Origin of the sequence: Variovorax saccharolyticus, assembly GCF_030316765.1 — a bacterium.
GTDB classification, from domain to species: Bacteria; Pseudomonadota; Gammaproteobacteria; order Burkholderiales; family Burkholderiaceae_C; genus Variovorax; species Variovorax saccharolyticus.
Map to the genome: position 1 here is coordinate 299,510 of NZ_JASZYT010000001.1, position 17,773 is coordinate 317,282.

Below are 17,773 nucleotides of genomic sequence, written 5' to 3' on the forward strand. Positions count from 1 at the left end.
GGGTGGCGCAGGTCGATCATCTCGACCAGCCGGGGGCGGAAGAAATCGGGAGAGTCGGCAGACTCGGGCGTGCGGAAAATCTCCCAGGAATCAGCACCCCCGGCAGATCGTTTCCGCCGCCCGCACCGGATACAACCGCGGCAGCCACACAAAGGCGATCATTACCAGCACAACGCCCGCCAGCGCCATGGGCAACACCATCGGCCAGGCACCGTGGCGCATCGTCGGGTCGACAAAGCCCGCCGCCAACTGGCCGGCGCAGAAGGCCACGCACATCATCACGAAGCCCGAAAACGACACGGCCCGCCCGGCCAGCTGCGGCGGCAGGTCACCCACCGCGCCCGCTTGGCCGCAGGGCTGGTGAATGCCATTGCCCAGTGCGTACACCGCGTGCCCTACCAACAATGGAACGGGCGAGGTCGGCGCCAGCACGCAGCCAGCAATCTGGATGCACGGCCCCAGCAGACTGAGCGAGGCGCCCAACTGCACCGTGCGCACCGGCCCGCGCTGCGATAGCAAACGCCGGCACCATGTGATGCTGAGGATGTAGACCAGCGAGCCGCCCGCTGGAATCCAGCCGTAGAGCGCAGGCGACAGGCCAAACAGGTCGACGTACACCATCGGCGACAGCAGCAAAAAGCAAAAGATGCCGCCGTAGGTGGTCGCGGTCAGCGCTGTCCAGGCGCGAAAGCTGGGGCTGGCGAACACCTGGCGCATACCGCCAGTGGATACGGATGCGAGGACCGGGGCCGGCCTCGCCGCCACTTGCCGCGTCTCGCCGAAAGTGCGCCAGCACAACGCCAGCAACGTGAGCGAGTAGACGCCCATCGCCGCCAGCACCCAGCGCCAGCCTGCGGTCTGGACTCCCCATGCACCGGCTATCGGCCCCACCAGGGCCACGATGCCCAAGCCCCTCAGGCCGTGAGCCATGACGTGCGGCCCTTCATGGGCCGGATACAGGTCGCGCACCGCGGCCCGAGCGCACACCAGGATGGACGCCATGGCCGCGCCCTGCACGGCGCGCCAGGCCACCAGAGCGTCCGCGCTGCCCGCCAGCGCGCAGCCGGCCGCCGCTACCGTATAGCAGGCCAGCCCCGTCAGCAGCACCGGCCGGCGTCCGAAGCGGTCGGCCAGGGGCCCGCACACGAGCTGGGCGACGCCGAAGGCCAGCACGAACACGGTCAGGCTGCTGCTGGCCGAGCCGAGGTCGCGGGCGATCTCAGGCAGCGCCGGCAGATAACTATCGGTGGCGACCGGCTGTGCGGCCAGTAGCAGCGGCAGCAGCAGAGCGAAGGAGACGGCGCGGCGCGGGCCTTGATCGGAGCAGCTCATCTCAATGGAGCTTGGCCAGCACCGCCAGCGGGTGGCGCAGTTCGATCATCTCGACCAGGCGGGGGCAGAAGAAATCGGGAGTGTCGGCAGACTCGGGCATGCGGGAATCTCCCAGGAATCAGCACCCCGGGCAATCAGATCTGGGAGACTTAGGCGGCGGAAATGTCGCTCGGATCGAGCGTTCATGCGGGAGGGGAGCGATTTGCAGGGGCGACTACTACATGTCGCCGGCGCTGTTCAGCGAGTCGGCGGCGTCGATGCGCATCAACAAGGAAGAGATCTTCGGGCCGGTGGCGAGCGTGATCCGGGTGAAGAACTACGAGGAGGCGCTGGCCACAGCCAACGACACCTGCGCAGCAGATTTGCTCTGTCCTCATCTGACTTGTCGATGCAGCTCGATTCGATCGACTACTTCTTGCTGCACGCCTTCGGTGTCTTCTTCTCTTCGAGCGGCACGAACCCGATAGGCCGTTTGGGCGGATCGGGAGGCACCGTCAGAGCACGCATGGCCTCGAACAATTGGCGCAGTTGATTGCGCGTGTTGCGGCTGAACATGTCGTGCGATAGCTCCAGCCGCTCTGTCTTCTCCTCGATCTCGGCCAGTCGCCTAGCCAAATCCTCATGCAAGCTGGCCGCTTGCCGCAGCCGCACGAAAGCGCGCACCACGTAGATGCCCATCTCTACAGCCTGTGCCGAGGCCAACACGTTGGCCAGGGCCACCGCGCCGAACTCCGTGAACGCGAATGGCAGCGTCCTCGAGAACTTCAATTTCGAGAGGTGGTCACAGTTTGTGACCACCTCGGCCTTTTCTGCGGCGTCGAGTTGGAACATGAAATCCGGCGGAAAGCGTGCTGCATTGCGCTTGACGGCTTGGTTCAGCGCCTTGGTCGGCACGCCGTAGAGCTCGGCCAGGTCGGCGTCGATCATCACCTTCAGCCCGCGCAGCACTTGGATGCGCCCCTCGATGCGCGGCAGCAGCGCGCTGTCCGTCGTTGTTGTAGTGGTTGTAGCCATGCCTCCCGCCTCCCCGTCCTTTGGGTCACCGGCTCGCGCCAACACCGTCATTGGACTGGATCAAGAACCTGCGCAGCAGTACTCATCCTGTCCTCGACCTGCTGAGTCCTTGCAGGACAGACCAAGAAACCGCGCAGCGGTTTTTGCTCTGTCCTCAACTGACTAGCTGGACCGAATCGCGGACTTCGGCCGAAACGCCTTGCAGACCGCGTCGTCGGTCTCCAGGTAGGGCCCGCCGATCAGGTCAATGCAGTACGGCACCGCCGCGAAGATGCCCGGCACCGCCTGCGTGCCGTCGGCATTGCGCAGTCCTTCGAGCGTCTCGGCAATCGCCTTCGGCTGCCCCGGCAGGTTGATGATCAGGCTGCGTTCGCGGATCACCGCGACCTGGCGCGACAGGATCGCGGTCGGCACGAAGGCGAGGCTGATCTGCCGCATCTGCTCGCCGAAACCCGGCATTTCCTTGTGGGCCACGGCCAGCGTGGCCTCGGGCGTGACGTCGCGCAGGGCCGGGCCGGTGCCGCCGGTGGTCAGCACCAGCGAGCAGCCGGCGTCGACCAGTTCGATCAGTGCCGCGCTGATGCCGGCCTGCTCGTCGGGGATCAGGCGCGATTCGAAAGTGAGCGGATTGCGCAGCGCGCGCTGCAGCCATTCCTTGAGCGCCGGCAGGCCCTTGTCTTCGTAGACGCCGCTGGAAGCGCGGTCGCTGACCGAGACGATGCCGATGCGGACCGGATCGAGCGCCGTCATGCGTCGTCCTCGCGCGCCTGTTCGGCGGCCTCGTCGGCGAGGTCGGCCGTGCCGTGCACCCGCAGCTGGGCCCGCACGATCTGGAACACCTCGCGGTAGGCCTTGCCCTGGCGCGGTGCCTCGCCGGGCGGGCCGGCCTTGATGTCCTTGCGGGCCTGGCGCACCAGCGCGCGCAGCTGCTGGGAATCGGTGGCCGGGTGGGTCTCGATCCAGCCGCCCAGCGCGTCGTCGTCGGCGATCAGGCGGTCACGCCAGCGCTCGGCCTCGTGCAGCGCCGCGGTTTCCTCGGCCGGCAGGCGGTCCTGCTCGGCCAGGGCGGCGCGGACAGTGTCGAGCACCTCGGCATCGAGGCCGCGCATCAGCTTGCCGATGAACTGCATCTGGCGCCGTTTGCCCTCGAAGTTGGTGATGCGCTTGGCGTCGGCGATCGCGTCCTTGAGCTTGTCGCCCAGGTCGAGCGTGTCGAACAGGCCGGCGCGCAGGCCGAGCAGGGCTTCGCCCAGCGCCTGCAGTTCGGCGCTCTCGCGTTTGAGGTCGGTCTTGCTGGCGGCGTCGGTGCCCTTGAGCTCGCGCTTGAGCTCCAGATCGAGTTCGCTGCCTTCGGCCACGAACTCGCCACGGACGAAGTAGCCTTTTTTGGGTTTGCGGGACATAGATGCAATCGTTGGCCGCACCATCGGGAACAGGGGGCGCAAGTATCATAGCCAACACATGACCACAACTTCCTCGCGCGCCGACTCCGGCTTCGCCTACAGCCGTCCTTTCTTCGAAAACCTGGTCGACTCGGCCTTGGCCCACGCCAAGAAGCTCGGAGCGACCGATGCCGGCGCCGAGGCGTCCGAGGGCTGCGGCCTGAGCGTCTCGGTGCGCAAGGGCGAGCTCGAGAACGTCGAGCGCAACCGCGACAAGTCGCTGGGCGTCACGGTCTACGTGGGCCACCGCCGCGGCAATGCCAGCACCTCCGATTTCTCCGAGGCAGCCATCGCCCAGACCGTGCAGGCGGCCTACGACATCGCCCGCTTCACGGCCGAGGACCCGGTCAGCGGCCTGCCCGACGAGGCCGACATCGCCAAGGAGCGGCCCGATCTCGACCTGTTCCACCCCTGGGATGTCACGAGCGAACAGGCCGCCCAGCTGGCGCTGGAGTGCGAGGCCGCGGCCCTGTCGACCGACAAGCGCATCACCAACAGCGAAGGTGCCGGGGTCTCGGCGCAGCAAAGCCATTTCTTCAGTGCCCATACCCGCGGCTTCCGCGGCGGCTATGCCAGCTCGCGCCATTCGATCTCGGTGGCGCCGATCGCCGGCAAGGGCGACGACATGCAGCGCGACGCCTGGTACAGCTCGATGCGCTCGGCCGACGAGCTGGCGAGCCCCGTGGCCGTGGGCCGCTACGCCGCCGAGCGGGCCCTGAGCCGCCTCAAGTCGCGCAAGATCAAGACCACCGAATGCCCGGTGCTGTTCGAGTCGCCGCTGGCGGCCGGGCTGCTGGGCGGGCTGGTGCAGGCCACCAGCGGCGGTGCGCTGTATCGCAAAAGCAGCTTCCTGCTCGATTCGCTCGGCAAGAAGGTGTTGCCCAAGCACATCGACGTGGTCGAGGACCCGCATCTCTTGCGCGGCAAGGGCAGCTCGCCCTTCGATGACGAAGGCGTCGTGACGCGCAAGCGCAAGGTGGTCGACGGCGGGCGGCTCGAGGGCTACTTCCTCAGCACCTACTCGGCGCGCAAGCTGGGCATGAAGACCACCGGCAACGCCGGCGGCTCGCACAACCTGACCTTGACCTCGCGGCTGACGAAGAAGGGCGACGACCTCGGCGCCATGCTCGAGAAGCTGGGCACCGGCCTGCTGGTGATCGAGCTGATGGGGCAGGGCGTGAACTACGTCACCGGCGACTATTCGCGTGGCGCCAGCGGTTTCTGGGTCGAGAAGGGCCGTATCGCCTTCCCCGTCCAGGAGATTACGATCGCGGGCAATCTCAAGCAGATGCTGCTCGGCATCGAGGCGGTGGGCGCGGATGCCTACAACTACGGGGCGAAGACCACCGGTTCACTGCTGATCAACCGGATGAAGGTGGCGGGCTCTTGATCTCTTTGCTAGACTGGTCATCTGACTAGTCTGATGGGGTGAACATGAAAGCTTGGCCGGTCCAGGACGCGAAGGCGCGGTTCAGCGAGTTCCTCGAAACCTGCCTGGCCGAGGGGCCGCAAATGGTGACGCGCCGCGGTGCGGAGGCGGCGGTGCTGGTTCCCGCGGCGGAATGGAGGCGGCTTCAAGCGGCGGCCCGACCCTCGCTGAAGGCACTGCTGTTGGCCGATTCCGCGCGCACCGAGGCGCTGGTGCCTCCGAGTGGCGGGGCGCGCCGGCGCAAGACCGAGGCGTTGGACTGACGTTGCTGCATGTACTTGCTCGACACGAACGTGATTTCAGAGTTGCGGCGCCCGCGCCCGCATGGGGCAGTGCTGGCGTGGCTGCAATCCGTGCCCGACAGCGACCTGCATGTGTCCGCCGTGTCGCTGGGCGAGATCCAGGGGGGATCGAGATCACCCGTGAGCAGGACGAGGCCAAGGCGGCGGAGATCGAGCAGTGGGCCGATGCAGTGGCTTCGTCGTACAACGCGCTGCCGATGGATGCCGAGACTTTCCGCCTGTGGGCACGCCTGATGCATCAGCGCTCCGACGCCCTGTACGAGGACGCCATGATCGCGGCAACCGCGATGCGCCATCAACTGAAGGTGGTGACCCGCAATACCGCGGATTTCAGCGGCTTCGGGGTCGAACTGTTCAACCCCTTCGGCTAGCTCGACAAGGCCTCGCGCACCTTCGCGATCACCCGCACATAGGGCGCCGCGAAGCCTTCGACCGGCGCATCAGGCGCCAGCCAGCTGAAGCTGAACACCAGGCCATCCTCTTCCGGGCTGCCCATCGCGACATGGTCGAAGGTCTCGGGCAGGGCCTCTTCGGTGCGCATCAGGAACAGGTGCCACAGCTGCGGATGGCGGTGCTTGTTGCCTTCGACGCCGGCCTCGCAGTAGCGGTCGATGGTCCCCAGCGGCTGCAGCGGGCCCTGGTAGTCGATGCCCGACTCTTCCAGCAGCTCGCGCCGCACCGCGTCCTCGGGCGGCTCGCCGGGCTCGACGGTGCCTTTGGGCAGTTGCATGCCCATGTCCTCGGGATGGTGGAACACCAGCAGCCGGCCCTGGGCATCGACCAGGCAGGCGCAGGCCTTGAGGACCGGGCGCGCCTTCACCACCTCAGGCGCCCGACAGCGCGGCCTTGACCGCGGCGCTGACCTGACCCATGTCGGCCTTGCCGGCCAGGCGGGTCTTGACCGCGCCCATCACCTTGCCCATGTCGCCCGGGCCCTTGGCACCGAGTTCGGCGACGATCGCCTTGACCTCGACCGCGACCTCGTCGGCGCTCATGCGCTGCGGCAGGTAGACCTCGAGCACCTTGATCTCGGCTGCTTCCTTGTCCGCCAGGTCGGTGCGGCCGCCCTGGGTGAAGGCGGCGACCGAATCCTTGCGCTGCTTGACCAGCTTGTCGACGATCGCGACGACCATCGCGTCATCGAGCTCGATCCGCTCGTCGACTTCCTTTTGCTTGAGCGCCGCGAGCAGCAGGCGGATGGTGCCCAGGCGCTCGGAGTCCTTGGCGCGCATCGCGGTCTTCATGTCTTCGGTGATCTGGTCCTTGAGGCTCATGGCGGGCTTTCGTTGATGGGGCGAGAAAAACAAAAGCCGCGGCAGGTATCCCTGGCGCGGCTCGATCCGGGCTGAACCGGGCGATGGCCCTGAAGCCAACGCTGCGAAGTGCTTAGTACAGCTTCTTCGGGAGCTGCATGCTGCGCACGCGCTTGTAGTGGCGCTTGACGGCCGCAGCCTTCTTGCGCTTGCGCTCGGCAGTCGGCTTCTCGTAGAACTCGCGGGCACGCAGGTCGGTCAGCAGGCCGAGCTTTTCGATGGTGCGCTTGAAGCGGCGCAGTGCAACGTCGAAAGGCTCGTTTTCTTTTACGCGGATGGTGGTCATTGAAGGATCGGTTGGTTCAATTTGGCCTGGGGAGATCGAGGCCCCGGGCCGGGGTTCCTCAACTGAAAAAGGGGTGGGCCGTTGAGGGGAGGCCGAAGTTAGCCCGACATTATAGCGTCAGCTTTGGCTTCCGGTGCCAGTGCCTGTGCACAGGCGTGGGCACTGGCCCAGGCCCACTGGAAGTTGTAGCCGCCCAGCCAGCCGGTGACGTCCACCACTTCGCCGATGAAGTAGAGCCCGGGCTGCTTCGATTCCAGCGTCTGCGACGACAGGTCGCGGGTGTCGACGCCGCCGGCCGTCACTTCGGCCTTCTTGTAGCCCTCCGTGCCGCTGGGCGTGATCTGCCAGCGCGCGATGCGCTCCGCCAGGCCGGCCAGCGCCCGGTCGGCGGCTTCGTTGATCGGGCGCTGCAGGGCGGCGTCCTGCCCGACCCAGGCGTCGGCCAGCCGGGACGGGACCCAGGCCGCCAGCTCATTGCCGATCCGCTTGCGGGAGCGCTGCTTGGCCTCGGAGAGCGCGGCCGCGACGTCGGTGCCGGGGGCGAAGTCGAGGGTCAGCGGCGCGCCGGGCTTCCAGTAGCTCGAGATCTGCAGCACCGCCGGCCCCGACAGTCCGCGGTGGGTGAACAGCAGGTCTTCGTGGAAGGTCATGCGCTCCTTCTTGCTGCCGGTCTCGATCTGCACCGGCAGCGCGAGCCCGGCCAGGCCCGCGTAGGGCTCCCAGGCCTCGCCGCCGAAAGTCAGCGGCACCAGCGCCGGCCGCGGTGCGACCACGCGCAGGCCGAACTGGGCGGCGATGCGGTAGCCGAAGTCGCTGGCGCCGATCTGCGGGATCGAAAGGCCGCCGGTGGCGATCACGAGCCGGGGCGAGCGCACCGCGCCGCGGCGGGTCTGGATCTCGTAGCCGCCCTCGGCCGACCAGGCGATCTCGCCGACGCCGCAGGGCTGCCAGTGCGTCACGCCGCCGGCGGCGCATTCGGCCAGCAGCATGTCGATGATCTGCTGCGAGGGGCCGTCGCAGAACAGCTGGCCCTTGTGCTTCTCGTGGAAGGCGATGCCGTGGCGCTGCACCAGCGCGATGAACTGCTGCGGCGTGTAGCGCGACAGCGCCGAGCGGCAGAAGTTCGGGTTGTCGCCGATGAAGTGGCGCTGCGGCGCGCGCACGTCGAGGTCGCGGTTGGTGAAATTGGCGCGGCCGCCGCCCGAGATGCGGATCTTCTCGGCGATGCGCTCGCCGTGGTCGAGCAGCAGCACCTTCAGGCCGCGCTGGCCCGCCAGGCCGGCGCAGAAGAGGCCGGCGGCACCGGCGCCGATGACGACGACGTCGAAGGGGTTCAAGAAATCTGGCTCATGTGCCGAAGCGGGTCGAGGGCAGGCCGGCCGCGGCCAGGCCGCGCAGCACGTCGCCGACCACGATCACCGACGGGCTGGCCATGGCCGCGCTCGCGATGTCGGCGCGCAGCCGCGCCAGCGTGGTCGCGATATGGCGCTGCTGCGGCAGGCTGGCGTGCTGGATCACGGCGACCGGGGTGTCGCCGGACAGGCCGTGCAGCAGCTCGTCCTGGATGTGGGCGACGCCGGCGACGCCCATGTAGATCACCAGCGTCAGGCGGGCGTCGCGCGCGGTGGCGGCCAGCTGCCGCCAGTCGGTCGGGTGCTCGCCGGCGGCGTAGCCGGTCTTTGCATGGCCGGTGACGAACACCACGCCCTGCGCATGGTCGCGATGGGTCAGCGGCACGCCCAGCGCCGTGACCGCGGCCAGCCCGGCCGTGATGCCGTTGACCACCCGGACCTCGATGCCGGCCTCGCGCAGATGCTCGACCTCCTCGCCGCCGCGGCCGAAGATGAAGGGATCGCCGCCTTTGAGGCGCACCACGGTCTCGCCTTCCTGCACCGCCGTGATCATGAGCCGCTCGATGAAGGCTTGCGGCGTGCTGCGGCAGCCGCCGCGCTTGCCGACGTGGACGATGCGGGCGCCGGGGCGCGCATAGGCCAGGATCTCGTCATTGACCAGGTCGTCGACCAGCAGCACGGTCGCGGCCTGGATCGCCTTGACCGCCTTGAGCGTCAGCAGTTCGGGGTCGCCGGGGCCGGCGCCGACCAGGGTGCAGCTGCCTTGGAGTGAAGGGGGGGTCATGGGGTCTCCGCGGGTTGCGTTTCTTGGGCGCGCTGCGCCAGTTGAAGGATGTGGCCGACCTGCTGGGCGATGGCGCCCGGCACGGGCAGTTCGCCGGCCAGCACCTGCCGCGTATAGAGGGCCGTGGTGTCGACGTCGATCTCGGCCGGCAGGCCGGGCACCTCGGCCTGGGTGCCGGGCTGTTGCGCCTGCAGCGCGATGCGCTCGCCGCGCACGAAGCCGTCGACCTGCGCGGTGCGGCGCGGGTCGGCCGCGCTCTCGCCCTCGAGGCCGCGCGAGAGCAGGGCGGTCATGCCGGTCAGCTCGAAGGTGGCGGCCATCGAGCGTGCGTATTCGGGGTGGGTGTAGCTGCCGACCACCACGCAGTCGCCCAGGCCGGGCTGCATCAGCTTGACCACGCTGTGGCCGGGATTGCGCAGGCCGACCACGCGGCGCACGTCGAGCAGGCGCTTGAGCCCGGGGCTCAGCAGCGCGGTGGGCGCGAACACGGCCTCGCCGCCGGCGATCGGGCGGATCGCCGCCAGCGCCGGCACGTCGAGCGCGGCCAGCACGCTGGAGGCCAGCACCCGGGCCGACTCGGTGGCGGCGCCGTGCACCAGCACCGGCAGGCCCTCGCGCGCCAGCAGCAGCGCCAGCAGCGGCGTCAGCACCGGCAGTCGGCGGGCGCCGTTGTAGCTCGGCAGCACCACCAGCGGCCGGTCGGTGGCTGGGAAGCGGGCCAGCCGGGCGTGGGTGGCGTCGAGGAAGCCGGCCAGCTCCTCGGGCGTCTCGCCCTTGATGCGCATCGCCAGGCAGAAGGCGCCCATCTCGAGGTCGGAGATGCTGCCGTCGAGCACCTGGCCGAACAGGTCCGAGGCCTGCTCGCGCGCGAGCGGCTTCGCACCGCGCGCGCCGCGGCCGATTTCCTTGATGTAGTGACTGATTCCCATGGGTGCCGGATTGTCCCGCATGCCTTATGCCGGTTGGGCAGTGTGCTTATGCACTGCGACCGCGCGCACCATCCGCTTGAGCTCGGGCAGGCAGGAACCGCAGTTGGTGCCGCATTTGAGCGCACCCTGCAGCGAGGCCAGGCGCTCAGCCTCGTCGCCCGAGCCGGTCGCCAGCTGCGCCTCGATGGCGGTCTGCGTGATGCCGAAGCAGCTGCAGATCACCTTGCCGCGCGCCGCCACCCCGACCGGTGCGGCGGCGCCGGGGCGCAGCAGCTGGCGGCCGTAGGCCTGGGCCGGCAGGCGGTCCTGGAGCAGGGCCTTGATCCAGGCCTCGGCGCGGGTGTCGCCGCCGAGCAGGAAGCCCTCGAGCCGGGCCTCCTCGCCGTCGCGCACCAGGCGCACGGCGCGCCGCTGGCCGCGCCGGACATCGGCGTAGCGCAGGGTGTCGATGCCGCCCAGCGCCAGCAGGGCCTCGATGCGGGCCAGCACGGCGTCGGGCGGGGCCTCGTAGGCTGCGGCGCGAAACAGGATGCCGGTACGCTCGGCGCCGCCGCCTTCGAGTGCGCCGCCGGTCCCGAAGGGCACGCAGCTGGCGAAAGGAAAGGTCTGCATCAGGCCGCGCAGCTCGCTGGCGACGCCCAGCGCCGCATCCTGCGGCAGCCAGGCGGCGGCGAGCAGCGACCAGGGCAGCTCGGCCTTGAGGATCTTGACCGCCGCGTGCTTGAGTTCGGGCTGCTTCGAGTCGGGGCAGTAGCTCGGCGTGGTGAGCGCGTTGATGCCCGCCAGCCGCTCGCCGGTGCTCGAGCTGCCGCTCAGGTACTCGCCGCCCCAGTGCATCGCGATGAAAGCCTGCGACAGGCCGACTTCCGCGCTGGCAGCCAGCGGCAGCACGATCGAGCCGCGGCGCGAAGTCACGTGCACCAGGTCGCCTTCCGCCAACTGGCGGCGCGCCATGTCCTGCGGATGCATCTGCACGCTCGGCTCGGCCACGTGGCCGAACAGCCGGCCCAGCGTGCCGGTGCGGCTCATGCCATGCCACTGGTCGCGCAGCCGGCCGGTGTTGAGGGAGAAGGGATAGCGGGCCTCGCGGGCCTCGGCCACCGGCTTGTAGACCGTGTCGACGAAGCGGGCGCGGCCGTCCGGCGTCGGGAACACGCCGTCTTCATAGAGCCGTGCGAGGCCCGTGGTCTCGCCCTCGCGCAGCGGCCATTGCTGCGGCGCCGCCTCCAGCATCGCGTAGCTCATGCCGGTGATGTCGAGGTCGCGGCCGCGGGTGCTTTCGCGGTGCTCGTTCCAGACCGATTCGGCATTGCCGTAGGGGAACAGCGTGCTCGGGTTGGCGGGGCGCGCGAGCCGGGCCTCGAGCTTGCGCGCGAAGGCCACGCCGATCGCCCAGTCGTCGCGGGTCTGGCCCGGCGCCGGCACGGCCGGGCGCACCCGGGAGATGCGGCGCTCGCTGTTGGTGACCGTGCCTTCCTTCTCGCCCCAGGTGGTGGCCGGCAGCAAGAGGTCGGCGAAGTCGCAGGTCGAGGTGGTCGAGAAAGCCTCCTGCACCACCACGAACTCGCAGCGCTCGAGCGCGCGGCGCACGGTGGCCTGGTCCGGCATCGATTGCGCCGGATTGGTGCAGGCGATCCACAGCGCGCGGATCTCGCCGTCGGCGGCGGCCTGGAACATCTCGACCGCGGTCTTGCCGGGCTTTTCGGGGACCTCCGGCACGCCCCACAGGGCGGCAACTTCGGCGCGGTGCTCGGGGTTCGCGAGATCGCGGTGCGCCGACAGCAGGTTGGCCAGCCCGCCGACCTCGCGGCCGCCCATCGCGTTGGGCTGACCGGTGAGCGAGAACGGGCCGGCCCCGGGCTTGCCGATCTGCGCCGTCGCCAGGTGCAGGTTGATCAGCGCGGCATTCTTGGCGGTGCCGGAGGAGGACTGGTTGAGGCCCTGGCAGTACAGGCTCAATGTGGCCGCGGAGGTCGCGAACAGGCGCGCGGCCTGCAGCAGGTCGTCCTGGGCGATGCCGCAGACCTGCGCCACGCGCTCGGGCGTGCAGTCGCGCACCGTGGCCTTGAGCGCGTCGAAGCCGCTGGTGTGCTCGGCGATGTAGCGGGCGTCGGTCCAGCCTTCCCACAGCATCAGGTGCAGCATGCCGTTGAACAGCATGACGTCGGTGCCGGGCTGGATGGGCAGGAACAGGTCGGCGATCTCGACCGTGTCGGTGCGGCGCGGGTCGGCCACGATGATCTTCAGCGCCGGGTTGGCGGCCTTGGCGTCCTCGATGCGCCGGAACAGGATCGGGTGCGCCCAGGCCGTGTTGCTGCCGACGATGAACAGGCAGTCGGCGGACTTGAGGTCGTCATAGCAGGCCGGCGGCGCGTCGGCGCCCAGCGTCTTCTTGTAGCCGGCCACCGCGCTGCTCATGCACAGGCGCGAGTTGGTGTCGATGTTGTTGGTGCCGATCAGGCCCTTGGCCAGCTTGTTGAAGACGTAGTAGTCCTCGGTCAGCAGCTGGCCCGAGACATAGAAGCCCACGGCGTCCGGCCCGTGGTCGCGGATCACCTGGGCGAACTTCTCGACCGCGAGGTCGAGCGCGCCGTCCCAGCCGATCGGCTCGGGCGCCGAGCCTCGCGTGGCGCGCTGCATGGGCCGCAAGAGGCGCGTCTGCACCGTGACCGCGGCGCTGGCCGTGAGGTGCAGGGTCGAGCCCTTGGTGCACAGGCGGCCGAAGTTGGCCGGATGGTCGGGATCGCCGCGAACACCCGTGATCTGCGCGCCATCGGATTCGATGATCACGCCGCAACCCACTCCGCAATAGGGGCAGGTGGAGCGTGTTTGCTTCACGATGCCAAGCCCCTATTGCGGAGTTTTCCGTTGCTCGCAAAGCGATTCGCCGCACCAGCGGCGAGATCGCAGTACGGGCAGGTGGAGCGTGTTTCGTTCATGGTGTTCCTGAGTTCAAGCTGTGACCGACCGCTTCGGGCCGGCCACCGGCCGCACGAGATCGGTGGCGTGGTTCGCCAGTTCCTCGCTGTCGAGGTGCACCACGCCATCCGCCACCTTGACCGCGAAGCGCGGCGTGCAGCCCTCGTCGGGCGACTTCGCGCAGCCGTCGTCGAGTCCGATCGTCCAGTTGTGCAGCGGGCAGGCCACGCTGGTGCCGAAGACGATGCCCTGGCTCAGCGGGCCGCCCTTGTGCGGGCAGCGGTCGAGCAGCGCGAAGACCTGGTTGTCGGCGTTGCGGAACACCGCGACATCGACGCCCGCGGGCCGGGCCACGCGGCGCGCGCCCAGCACCGGAATGTCCTCGACGCGGCAGATGGGTTTCCATTGGCTCATGGCGGTGTGCTCCTCAAACGGTTTGCGCAGGCGCGGCGACCACCGCCACCGGCGTGAACTGGCGGACGTCGACCGCTGCCTGGCTCGACTCGAACCACGGATCGGGCTCGCCGTCGAGCGCGAACTGCAGCCGCTCCCACAGGGCCTTGCGGCCCTCGGCGTCCTCGAGGATCTTCTTCTTGACATGGTCGAGCCCGGCGCGGCCGATGTAGTGCACCGTGCGCTCGAGATACCAGCCTTCCTCACGGTAGAGCTGCAGGAAGGCGCCGGCGTACTCCATCACCTCCTCGGCGCTCTTCACCTTGACCAGGAAGTGCGCCACCTCGGTCTTGATGCCGCCATTGCCGCCGATGTAGATCTCCCAGCCCGAGTCGACGCCGATCACGCCGACGTCCTTGATGCCCGATTCGGCGCAGTTGCGCGGGCAGCCCGAGACCGCCAGCTTGACCTTGTGCGGCGAATACATCGCCCAGAGCGCGCGTTCGAGGTCCTTGCCCATCTGCGTCGAGTCCTGGGTGCCGAAGCGGCACCACTCGCTGCCGACGCAGGTCTTCACGGTGCGCAGCGACTTGGCATAGGCAAAGCCCGAGGGCATGCCGATGTCCTTCCAGACGTTCTCCAGGTCTTCCTTCTTCACGCCCAGCAGGTCGATGCGCTGGCCGCCCGTGACCTTGACGGTGGGGATCTTGTACTTGTCGGCCGCGTCCGCGATGCGCCGCAGCTCGTCGGGCGTGGTGTGGCCGCCCCACATGCGCGGGATCACCGAGTAGGTGCCGTCCTTCTGGATGTTGGCGTGGCTGCGCTCGTTGATGAAGCGGCTCTGCGGATCGTCCTTCGCCTCCTTGGGCCAGGTCGAGATCAGGTAGTAGTTGATCGCCGGACGGCAGCTCGCGCAGCCGTTGGGCGTGCGCCAGCCGAGGTTGCGGTACACCTCGTCGTGCGTGAGGTAGTGGTCCCTGCGGATCGCGTCGCGCACGTCCTGGTGGCTGACGTCGGTGCAGCCGCAGATCGCCTTCTTCTTCGGCGTCGCGGAGTAGTCGCCACCGGCGGTGAACATCAGGATCTGCTCGACCAGCCCGGTGCACGAGCCGCAGGAGGCGCTGGCCTTGGTGTGCTTCTTGACTTCCTCCAGCGTGAACAGGCCCTTGTCCTTGATCGCCTTGCAGATGGTGCCCTTGTTGACGCCGTTGCAGCCGCAGACCTCGGCGTCGTCGGGCATCGTGGCGGCCTTGCTGTGGCCTTCGTGCCCGGTGTCGCCGATGTTCGACTCGCCGAACATCAGCTTGTCGCGGATGTCGTGCACGCTGCGGCCGTCGCGCAACAGCTTGAAGTACCAGCTGCCGTCGACCGTGTCGCCGTAGAGGCAGGCGCCGACCAGCTTGTCGTCCTTGATCACCAGCTTCTTGTAGACGCCGCCGAAGGGGTCGCTCATCACGATCTCTTCCGTGCCTTCGCCGCCCATGAACTCGCCGGCCGAGAACAGGTCGATGCCCGTCACCTTGAGCTTGGTCGAAGTCAGCGAGCCGAGGTAGCGGCCGATGCCGAACTGCGCCAGGTGGTTGGCCGCCACCTTGGCCTGCTCGAACAGCGGCGCCACCAGGCCGTAGGCGATGCCGCGGTGCGCCGCGCACTCGCCGACCGAATAGATCCGGGCGTCGGTCACGGTCTGCATCGTGTCGCTCACCACGATGCCGCGGTTGACGTGCAGCCGGGCGCGCTCGGCCAGCTCGGTGTTGGGCCGGATGCCGACCGCCATCACCACCAGGTCGGCCGCCACTTCGGTGCCGTCCTTGAAGCGGATCGCGCTGACCCGGCCCTCGGGTCCGCCGACCAGCTCCTGCGTCTGCGCGCCCATCATGAACTTCAGTCCACGGTCTTCCAGCGACTTCTGCAGCAGCTTGCCCGCCACGTCGTCCAGCTGGCGCTCCATCAGCCAGGGCATCACGTGGACCACGGTCACGGTCATGCCGCGCAGCATCAGGCCGTTGGCCGCTTCCAGGCCCAGCAGGCCGCCGCCGATCACCACCGCGTTCTTGTGCGTGCGCGCGGTCTCGATCATGTAGTCGGTGTCGGCGATGTCGCGGTAGGCGATCACGCCTTTCAGGTCGCGGCCGGGCACCGGCAGCATGAAGGGGTTGGAGCCGGTGCACAGCAGCAGCCGGTCGTACGCGGCCTCGGTGCCGTCATCGGCGCGCACCACGCGCTTCACGCGGTCGATCTCGACCACCTTCTTGCCGGCGTGCAGCGTGATGTGGTTCTCGGTGTACCACTCCCAGCTGTTGAGCACGATCTCGTCCACCGTCTGCTCGCCGGCCAGCACCGGCGACAGCAGGATCCGGTTGTAGTTGGGATGCGGCTCGGCGCCGAACACGGTGATCTCGTAGAGATCGGGTTCGATCTTCAGCAGCTCTTCGAGCGTGCGCACGCCGGCCATGCCGTTGCCGACCATCACGAGTTTCATCTTCTTCATGGGGCTGGACCTTTCGTGGAATCAAATCAGGCGGAGCGGCTCGCGATGCGCGTGGAGAATCGCGCCATGAGCTTTGAAGTGGACATCGGCTACAGCAGCCAGCGCGGGCCGCGCGAGGTCAACGAGGATTTCGCCGGCACCGTGCGTGCGCCTGCCGGCGACGAGGCGCGCGGCTTGATCGCCGCCATCGCCGACGGCGTGTCCACCGGCGGCCGCGGACTGGAGGCCGCGCAGACCACCGTCATGGGCCTCCTGGCCGACTACTTCGCGACCCCCGACACCTGGGAACCGACCGCCGCGCTGGACCGCCTCATCGGCGCCCAGAACGCCTGGCTGGCCGACCACAACCGGCGCCGGCAGGGCGGCGGCGGCACCGCGCTCACCACGCTGACCGCGCTGGTGCTGCATGGCCAGAGCTACACGCTGGCCCATGTCGGCGATACCCGCGGCTGGCGCGTGCGGGACGACGACGAGCCGGCCGCGGCACTGACCCAGGACCACGCCTTCGAGCACCCCGACCTGCGCAGCCGGCTGACCCGCGCGATCGGCCTCGACGACCAGGTCCGGGTCGACTACGCGCAGGGCGACGTGCGCGTCGGCGACTGTTTCGTGCTCACTTCCGACGGCGTGCATGGCGTGCTCAAGGCGCAGCAGCTGGCGCGCTTCGCGCTCCAGGGCACGGCGCGCGAAGGCAGCGAGGCGCTGGTGCGGGCGGCGCTCGCCGCCGGCACGCGCGACAACGCCACCGCGCTGGTGATCCGCGTGATCGGCCTCGACGCGCGCCAGCTCGACGACGAGCTCGGCGACGTCCGCCGTCTGGCACCGCCGCCGGCGCTGAAGGTGGGCGACACGCTCGACGGCTACACCATCACGGCGCGGGTCGCCGACACCGGCGTGCATCTGCTCTACCAGGCGCGCCACCCCGTGACGCGAGAACTGGTCGCGATCAAGACGCTGCATCCCTCGCGCGCCGGCGACCCTGAAGAGCGCGCCATGCTGGCGCACGAGGCCTGGCTGGGGCTGCGCGTCAGCACGCGTGCCGACAGCGGCTTCGTGCGCGTGCACGAACGCGCCGAGAACGCCAGCGCGCTCTACATCGTGTTCGACTGGCATGGCGGCCGCACGCTCGAGCAGCTGCAGAAGTCCGGCCCGCGCGGCAGCGCGGCCGAGGCGGTCGCCGCGGCCATCGCGGTCGCCAAGGCCCTGGGGCGGCTGCACCGGCATGGCGTGGTGCATCGCGACATCAAGCCCGGCAACCTGCACCTGGGCGATGACGGCCGCTGGCGCATCCTCGACCTCGGCGTCGCGCTGTCCGGCCGCGAGGGCACGGCACAGCGCGAGCTGCATGCCGGCACGCCGAGCTACATCAATCCCGAGCAATGGGAGGGCGCCGGAGCCGATGCGGGCAGCGACCTGTTCGCGCTCGGCGTCACGCTCTACCAATGGCTGGCGGGACGCCTGCCCTACGGCGAGATCGAGCCCTACCAGCTGGCGCGCTACCGGCGCGATCCGGGAGCGCTGTCGCGCATCCGGCCCGACGTGCCGGTCTGGCTCGACCACCTGGTGTGCAAGGCGGTGGCGCGCGATCCTCGGCTTCGCTTCGAGACCGCCGAGGAACTGCTGCTGGCGCTCGAGCGCGGGGCCTCGCGTCCCGTCGGTCCGCCCGGCCACACGCCGCTGATCCGCCGCGATCCGGCCGCCCTGGTCAAGATCGCGCTGGCCGTTTCGCTGCTCTTCAACGCACTGCTCGTGCTGTGGCTGCTGTTCCTGCCCCGTTGACATGATGG

Annotated in this window: 18 protein-coding genes and 1 pseudogene; 6 read left to right on the forward strand and 13 right to left on the reverse strand. The window is 69.0% G+C overall.

Annotated features, from left to right (window positions below; genetic code table 11):
* Positions 1 to 90 precede the first annotated feature (90 nt).
* Positions 91 to 1,332, reverse strand: coding sequence for an MFS transporter (locus QTI45_RS01525; protein WP_286371345.1), 1,242 nt, complete (start codon positions 1,330 to 1,332; stop codon positions 91 to 93).
* A gap of 152 nt (positions 1,333 to 1,484) precedes the next feature.
* Here QTI45_RS01525 and QTI45_RS01530 point away from each other — a divergent pair.
* Positions 1,485 to 1,682, forward strand: a pseudogene (locus QTI45_RS01530) (aldehyde dehydrogenase family protein); the annotation flags it as partial.
* A gap of 58 nt (positions 1,683 to 1,740) precedes the next feature.
* Here the strand turns inward: QTI45_RS01530 and QTI45_RS01535 are convergent.
* From QTI45_RS01535 to yjgA, 3 genes are all read right to left on the reverse strand, one after another.
* Positions 1,741 to 2,346, reverse strand: coding sequence for an ORF6N domain-containing protein (locus QTI45_RS01535; RefSeq protein ID WP_286371346.1), 606 nt, complete (start codon positions 2,344 to 2,346; stop codon positions 1,741 to 1,743).
* A gap of 162 nt (positions 2,347 to 2,508) precedes the next feature.
* Positions 2,509 to 3,096 carry a molybdopterin adenylyltransferase gene (mog, locus tag QTI45_RS01540; RefSeq protein ID WP_286371347.1) on the reverse strand — a complete coding sequence of 196 codons (588 nt, stop codon included), beginning with the start codon at positions 3,094 to 3,096 and terminating at the stop codon, positions 2,509 to 2,511.
* On the reverse strand, positions 3,093 to 3,749 hold the full coding sequence (gene yjgA, locus QTI45_RS01545; RefSeq protein ID WP_286371348.1) for a ribosome biogenesis factor YjgA: 657 nt from the start codon (positions 3,747 to 3,749) through the stop codon (positions 3,093 to 3,095). The genes mog and yjgA overlap by 4 nt, the downstream gene beginning before the upstream one ends.
* Positions 3,750 to 3,807: 58 nt before the next feature.
* On the opposite strand from yjgA, the gene pmbA reads away from it, so the two are divergent.
* From pmbA to QTI45_RS35510, 4 genes are read left to right on the forward strand one after another with little or no spacing between them, the layout of a single operon-like run.
* Complete coding sequence (gene pmbA / locus QTI45_RS01550) at positions 3,808 to 5,178, forward strand: metalloprotease PmbA (RefSeq protein WP_286653321.1); 1,371 nt, start codon at positions 3,808 to 3,810, stop codon at positions 5,176 to 5,178.
* Positions 5,179 to 5,222: 44 nt separating this feature from the next.
* Positions 5,223 to 5,480 carry a type II toxin-antitoxin system Phd/YefM family antitoxin gene (locus QTI45_RS01555; protein WP_286371350.1) on the forward strand — a complete coding sequence of 86 codons (258 nt, stop codon included), beginning with the start codon at positions 5,223 to 5,225 and terminating at the stop codon, positions 5,478 to 5,480.
* Between the two features lie 9 nt (positions 5,481 to 5,489).
* Complete coding sequence (locus tag QTI45_RS35505) at positions 5,490 to 5,753, forward strand: PIN domain-containing protein (RefSeq protein ID WP_444813240.1); 264 nt, start codon at positions 5,490 to 5,492, stop codon at positions 5,751 to 5,753.
* Positions 5,690 to 5,890 carry a PIN domain-containing protein gene (locus QTI45_RS35510; RefSeq protein ID WP_444813241.1) on the forward strand — a complete coding sequence of 67 codons (201 nt, stop codon included), beginning with the start codon at positions 5,690 to 5,692 and terminating at the stop codon, positions 5,888 to 5,890. Before QTI45_RS35505 ends, QTI45_RS35510 begins: the two co-directional genes overlap by 64 nt.
* Here QTI45_RS35510 and QTI45_RS01565 read toward each other — a convergent pair.
* The 9 genes from QTI45_RS01565 to nirB form a co-directional block, all read right to left on the reverse strand.
* Positions 5,887 to 6,339, reverse strand: coding sequence for an NUDIX domain-containing protein (locus tag QTI45_RS01565; protein ID WP_286371352.1), 453 nt, complete (start codon positions 6,337 to 6,339; stop codon positions 5,887 to 5,889). The two genes, QTI45_RS35510 and QTI45_RS01565, sit on opposite strands and share 4 nt — an antisense overlap.
* 4 nt (positions 6,340 to 6,343) lie before the next feature.
* Positions 6,344 to 6,793 carry a GatB/YqeY domain-containing protein gene (locus tag QTI45_RS01570; RefSeq protein WP_286371353.1) on the reverse strand — a complete coding sequence of 150 codons (450 nt, stop codon included), beginning with the start codon at positions 6,791 to 6,793 and terminating at the stop codon, positions 6,344 to 6,346.
* 112 nt (positions 6,794 to 6,905) lie between these two features.
* Positions 6,906 to 7,118, reverse strand: coding sequence for a 30S ribosomal protein S21 (gene rpsU, locus QTI45_RS01575; RefSeq protein WP_007833691.1), 213 nt, complete (start codon positions 7,116 to 7,118; stop codon positions 6,906 to 6,908).
* 98 nt (positions 7,119 to 7,216) lie between these two features.
* The gene (locus QTI45_RS01580) at positions 7,217 to 8,455 is read right to left on the reverse strand and encodes a BaiN/RdsA family NAD(P)/FAD-dependent oxidoreductase (protein ID WP_286371354.1); all 1,239 of its coding nucleotides are present in this window, start codon (positions 8,453 to 8,455) and stop codon (positions 7,217 to 7,219) included.
* Between the two features lie 10 nt (positions 8,456 to 8,465).
* Positions 8,466 to 9,254 carry a uroporphyrinogen-III C-methyltransferase gene (gene cobA / locus QTI45_RS01585; protein WP_286371355.1) on the reverse strand — a complete coding sequence of 263 codons (789 nt, stop codon included), beginning with the start codon at positions 9,252 to 9,254 and terminating at the stop codon, positions 8,466 to 8,468.
* Entirely contained in the window at positions 9,251 to 10,183 is a 933-nt protein-coding gene (gene ybiB / locus QTI45_RS01590; RefSeq protein ID WP_286371356.1) for a DNA-binding protein YbiB, read from the reverse strand. The genes cobA and ybiB overlap by 4 nt, the downstream gene beginning before the upstream one ends.
* A gap of 24 nt (positions 10,184 to 10,207) precedes the next feature.
* The gene (locus QTI45_RS01595; RefSeq protein WP_286371357.1) at positions 10,208 to 13,021 is read right to left on the reverse strand and encodes a nitrate reductase; all 2,814 of its coding nucleotides are present in this window, start codon (positions 13,019 to 13,021) and stop codon (positions 10,208 to 10,210) included.
* Between the two features lie 114 nt (positions 13,022 to 13,135).
* Positions 13,136 to 13,516, reverse strand: coding sequence for a nitrite reductase small subunit NirD (gene nirD / locus QTI45_RS01600; protein ID WP_286371358.1), 381 nt, complete (start codon positions 13,514 to 13,516; stop codon positions 13,136 to 13,138).
* A gap of 13 nt (positions 13,517 to 13,529) precedes the next feature.
* On the reverse strand, positions 13,530 to 15,986 hold the full coding sequence (gene nirB / locus QTI45_RS01605; RefSeq protein WP_286371359.1) for a nitrite reductase large subunit NirB: 2,457 nt from the start codon (positions 15,984 to 15,986) through the stop codon (positions 13,530 to 13,532).
* 66 nt (positions 15,987 to 16,052) lie between these two features.
* Between nirB and QTI45_RS01610 the strand changes: the two genes are divergently transcribed.
* The gene (locus QTI45_RS01610; RefSeq protein ID WP_286653323.1) at positions 16,053 to 17,765 is read left to right on the forward strand and encodes a bifunctional protein-serine/threonine kinase/phosphatase; all 1,713 of its coding nucleotides are present in this window, start codon (positions 16,053 to 16,055) and stop codon (positions 17,763 to 17,765) included.
* Positions 17,766 to 17,773 lie beyond the last annotated feature (8 nt).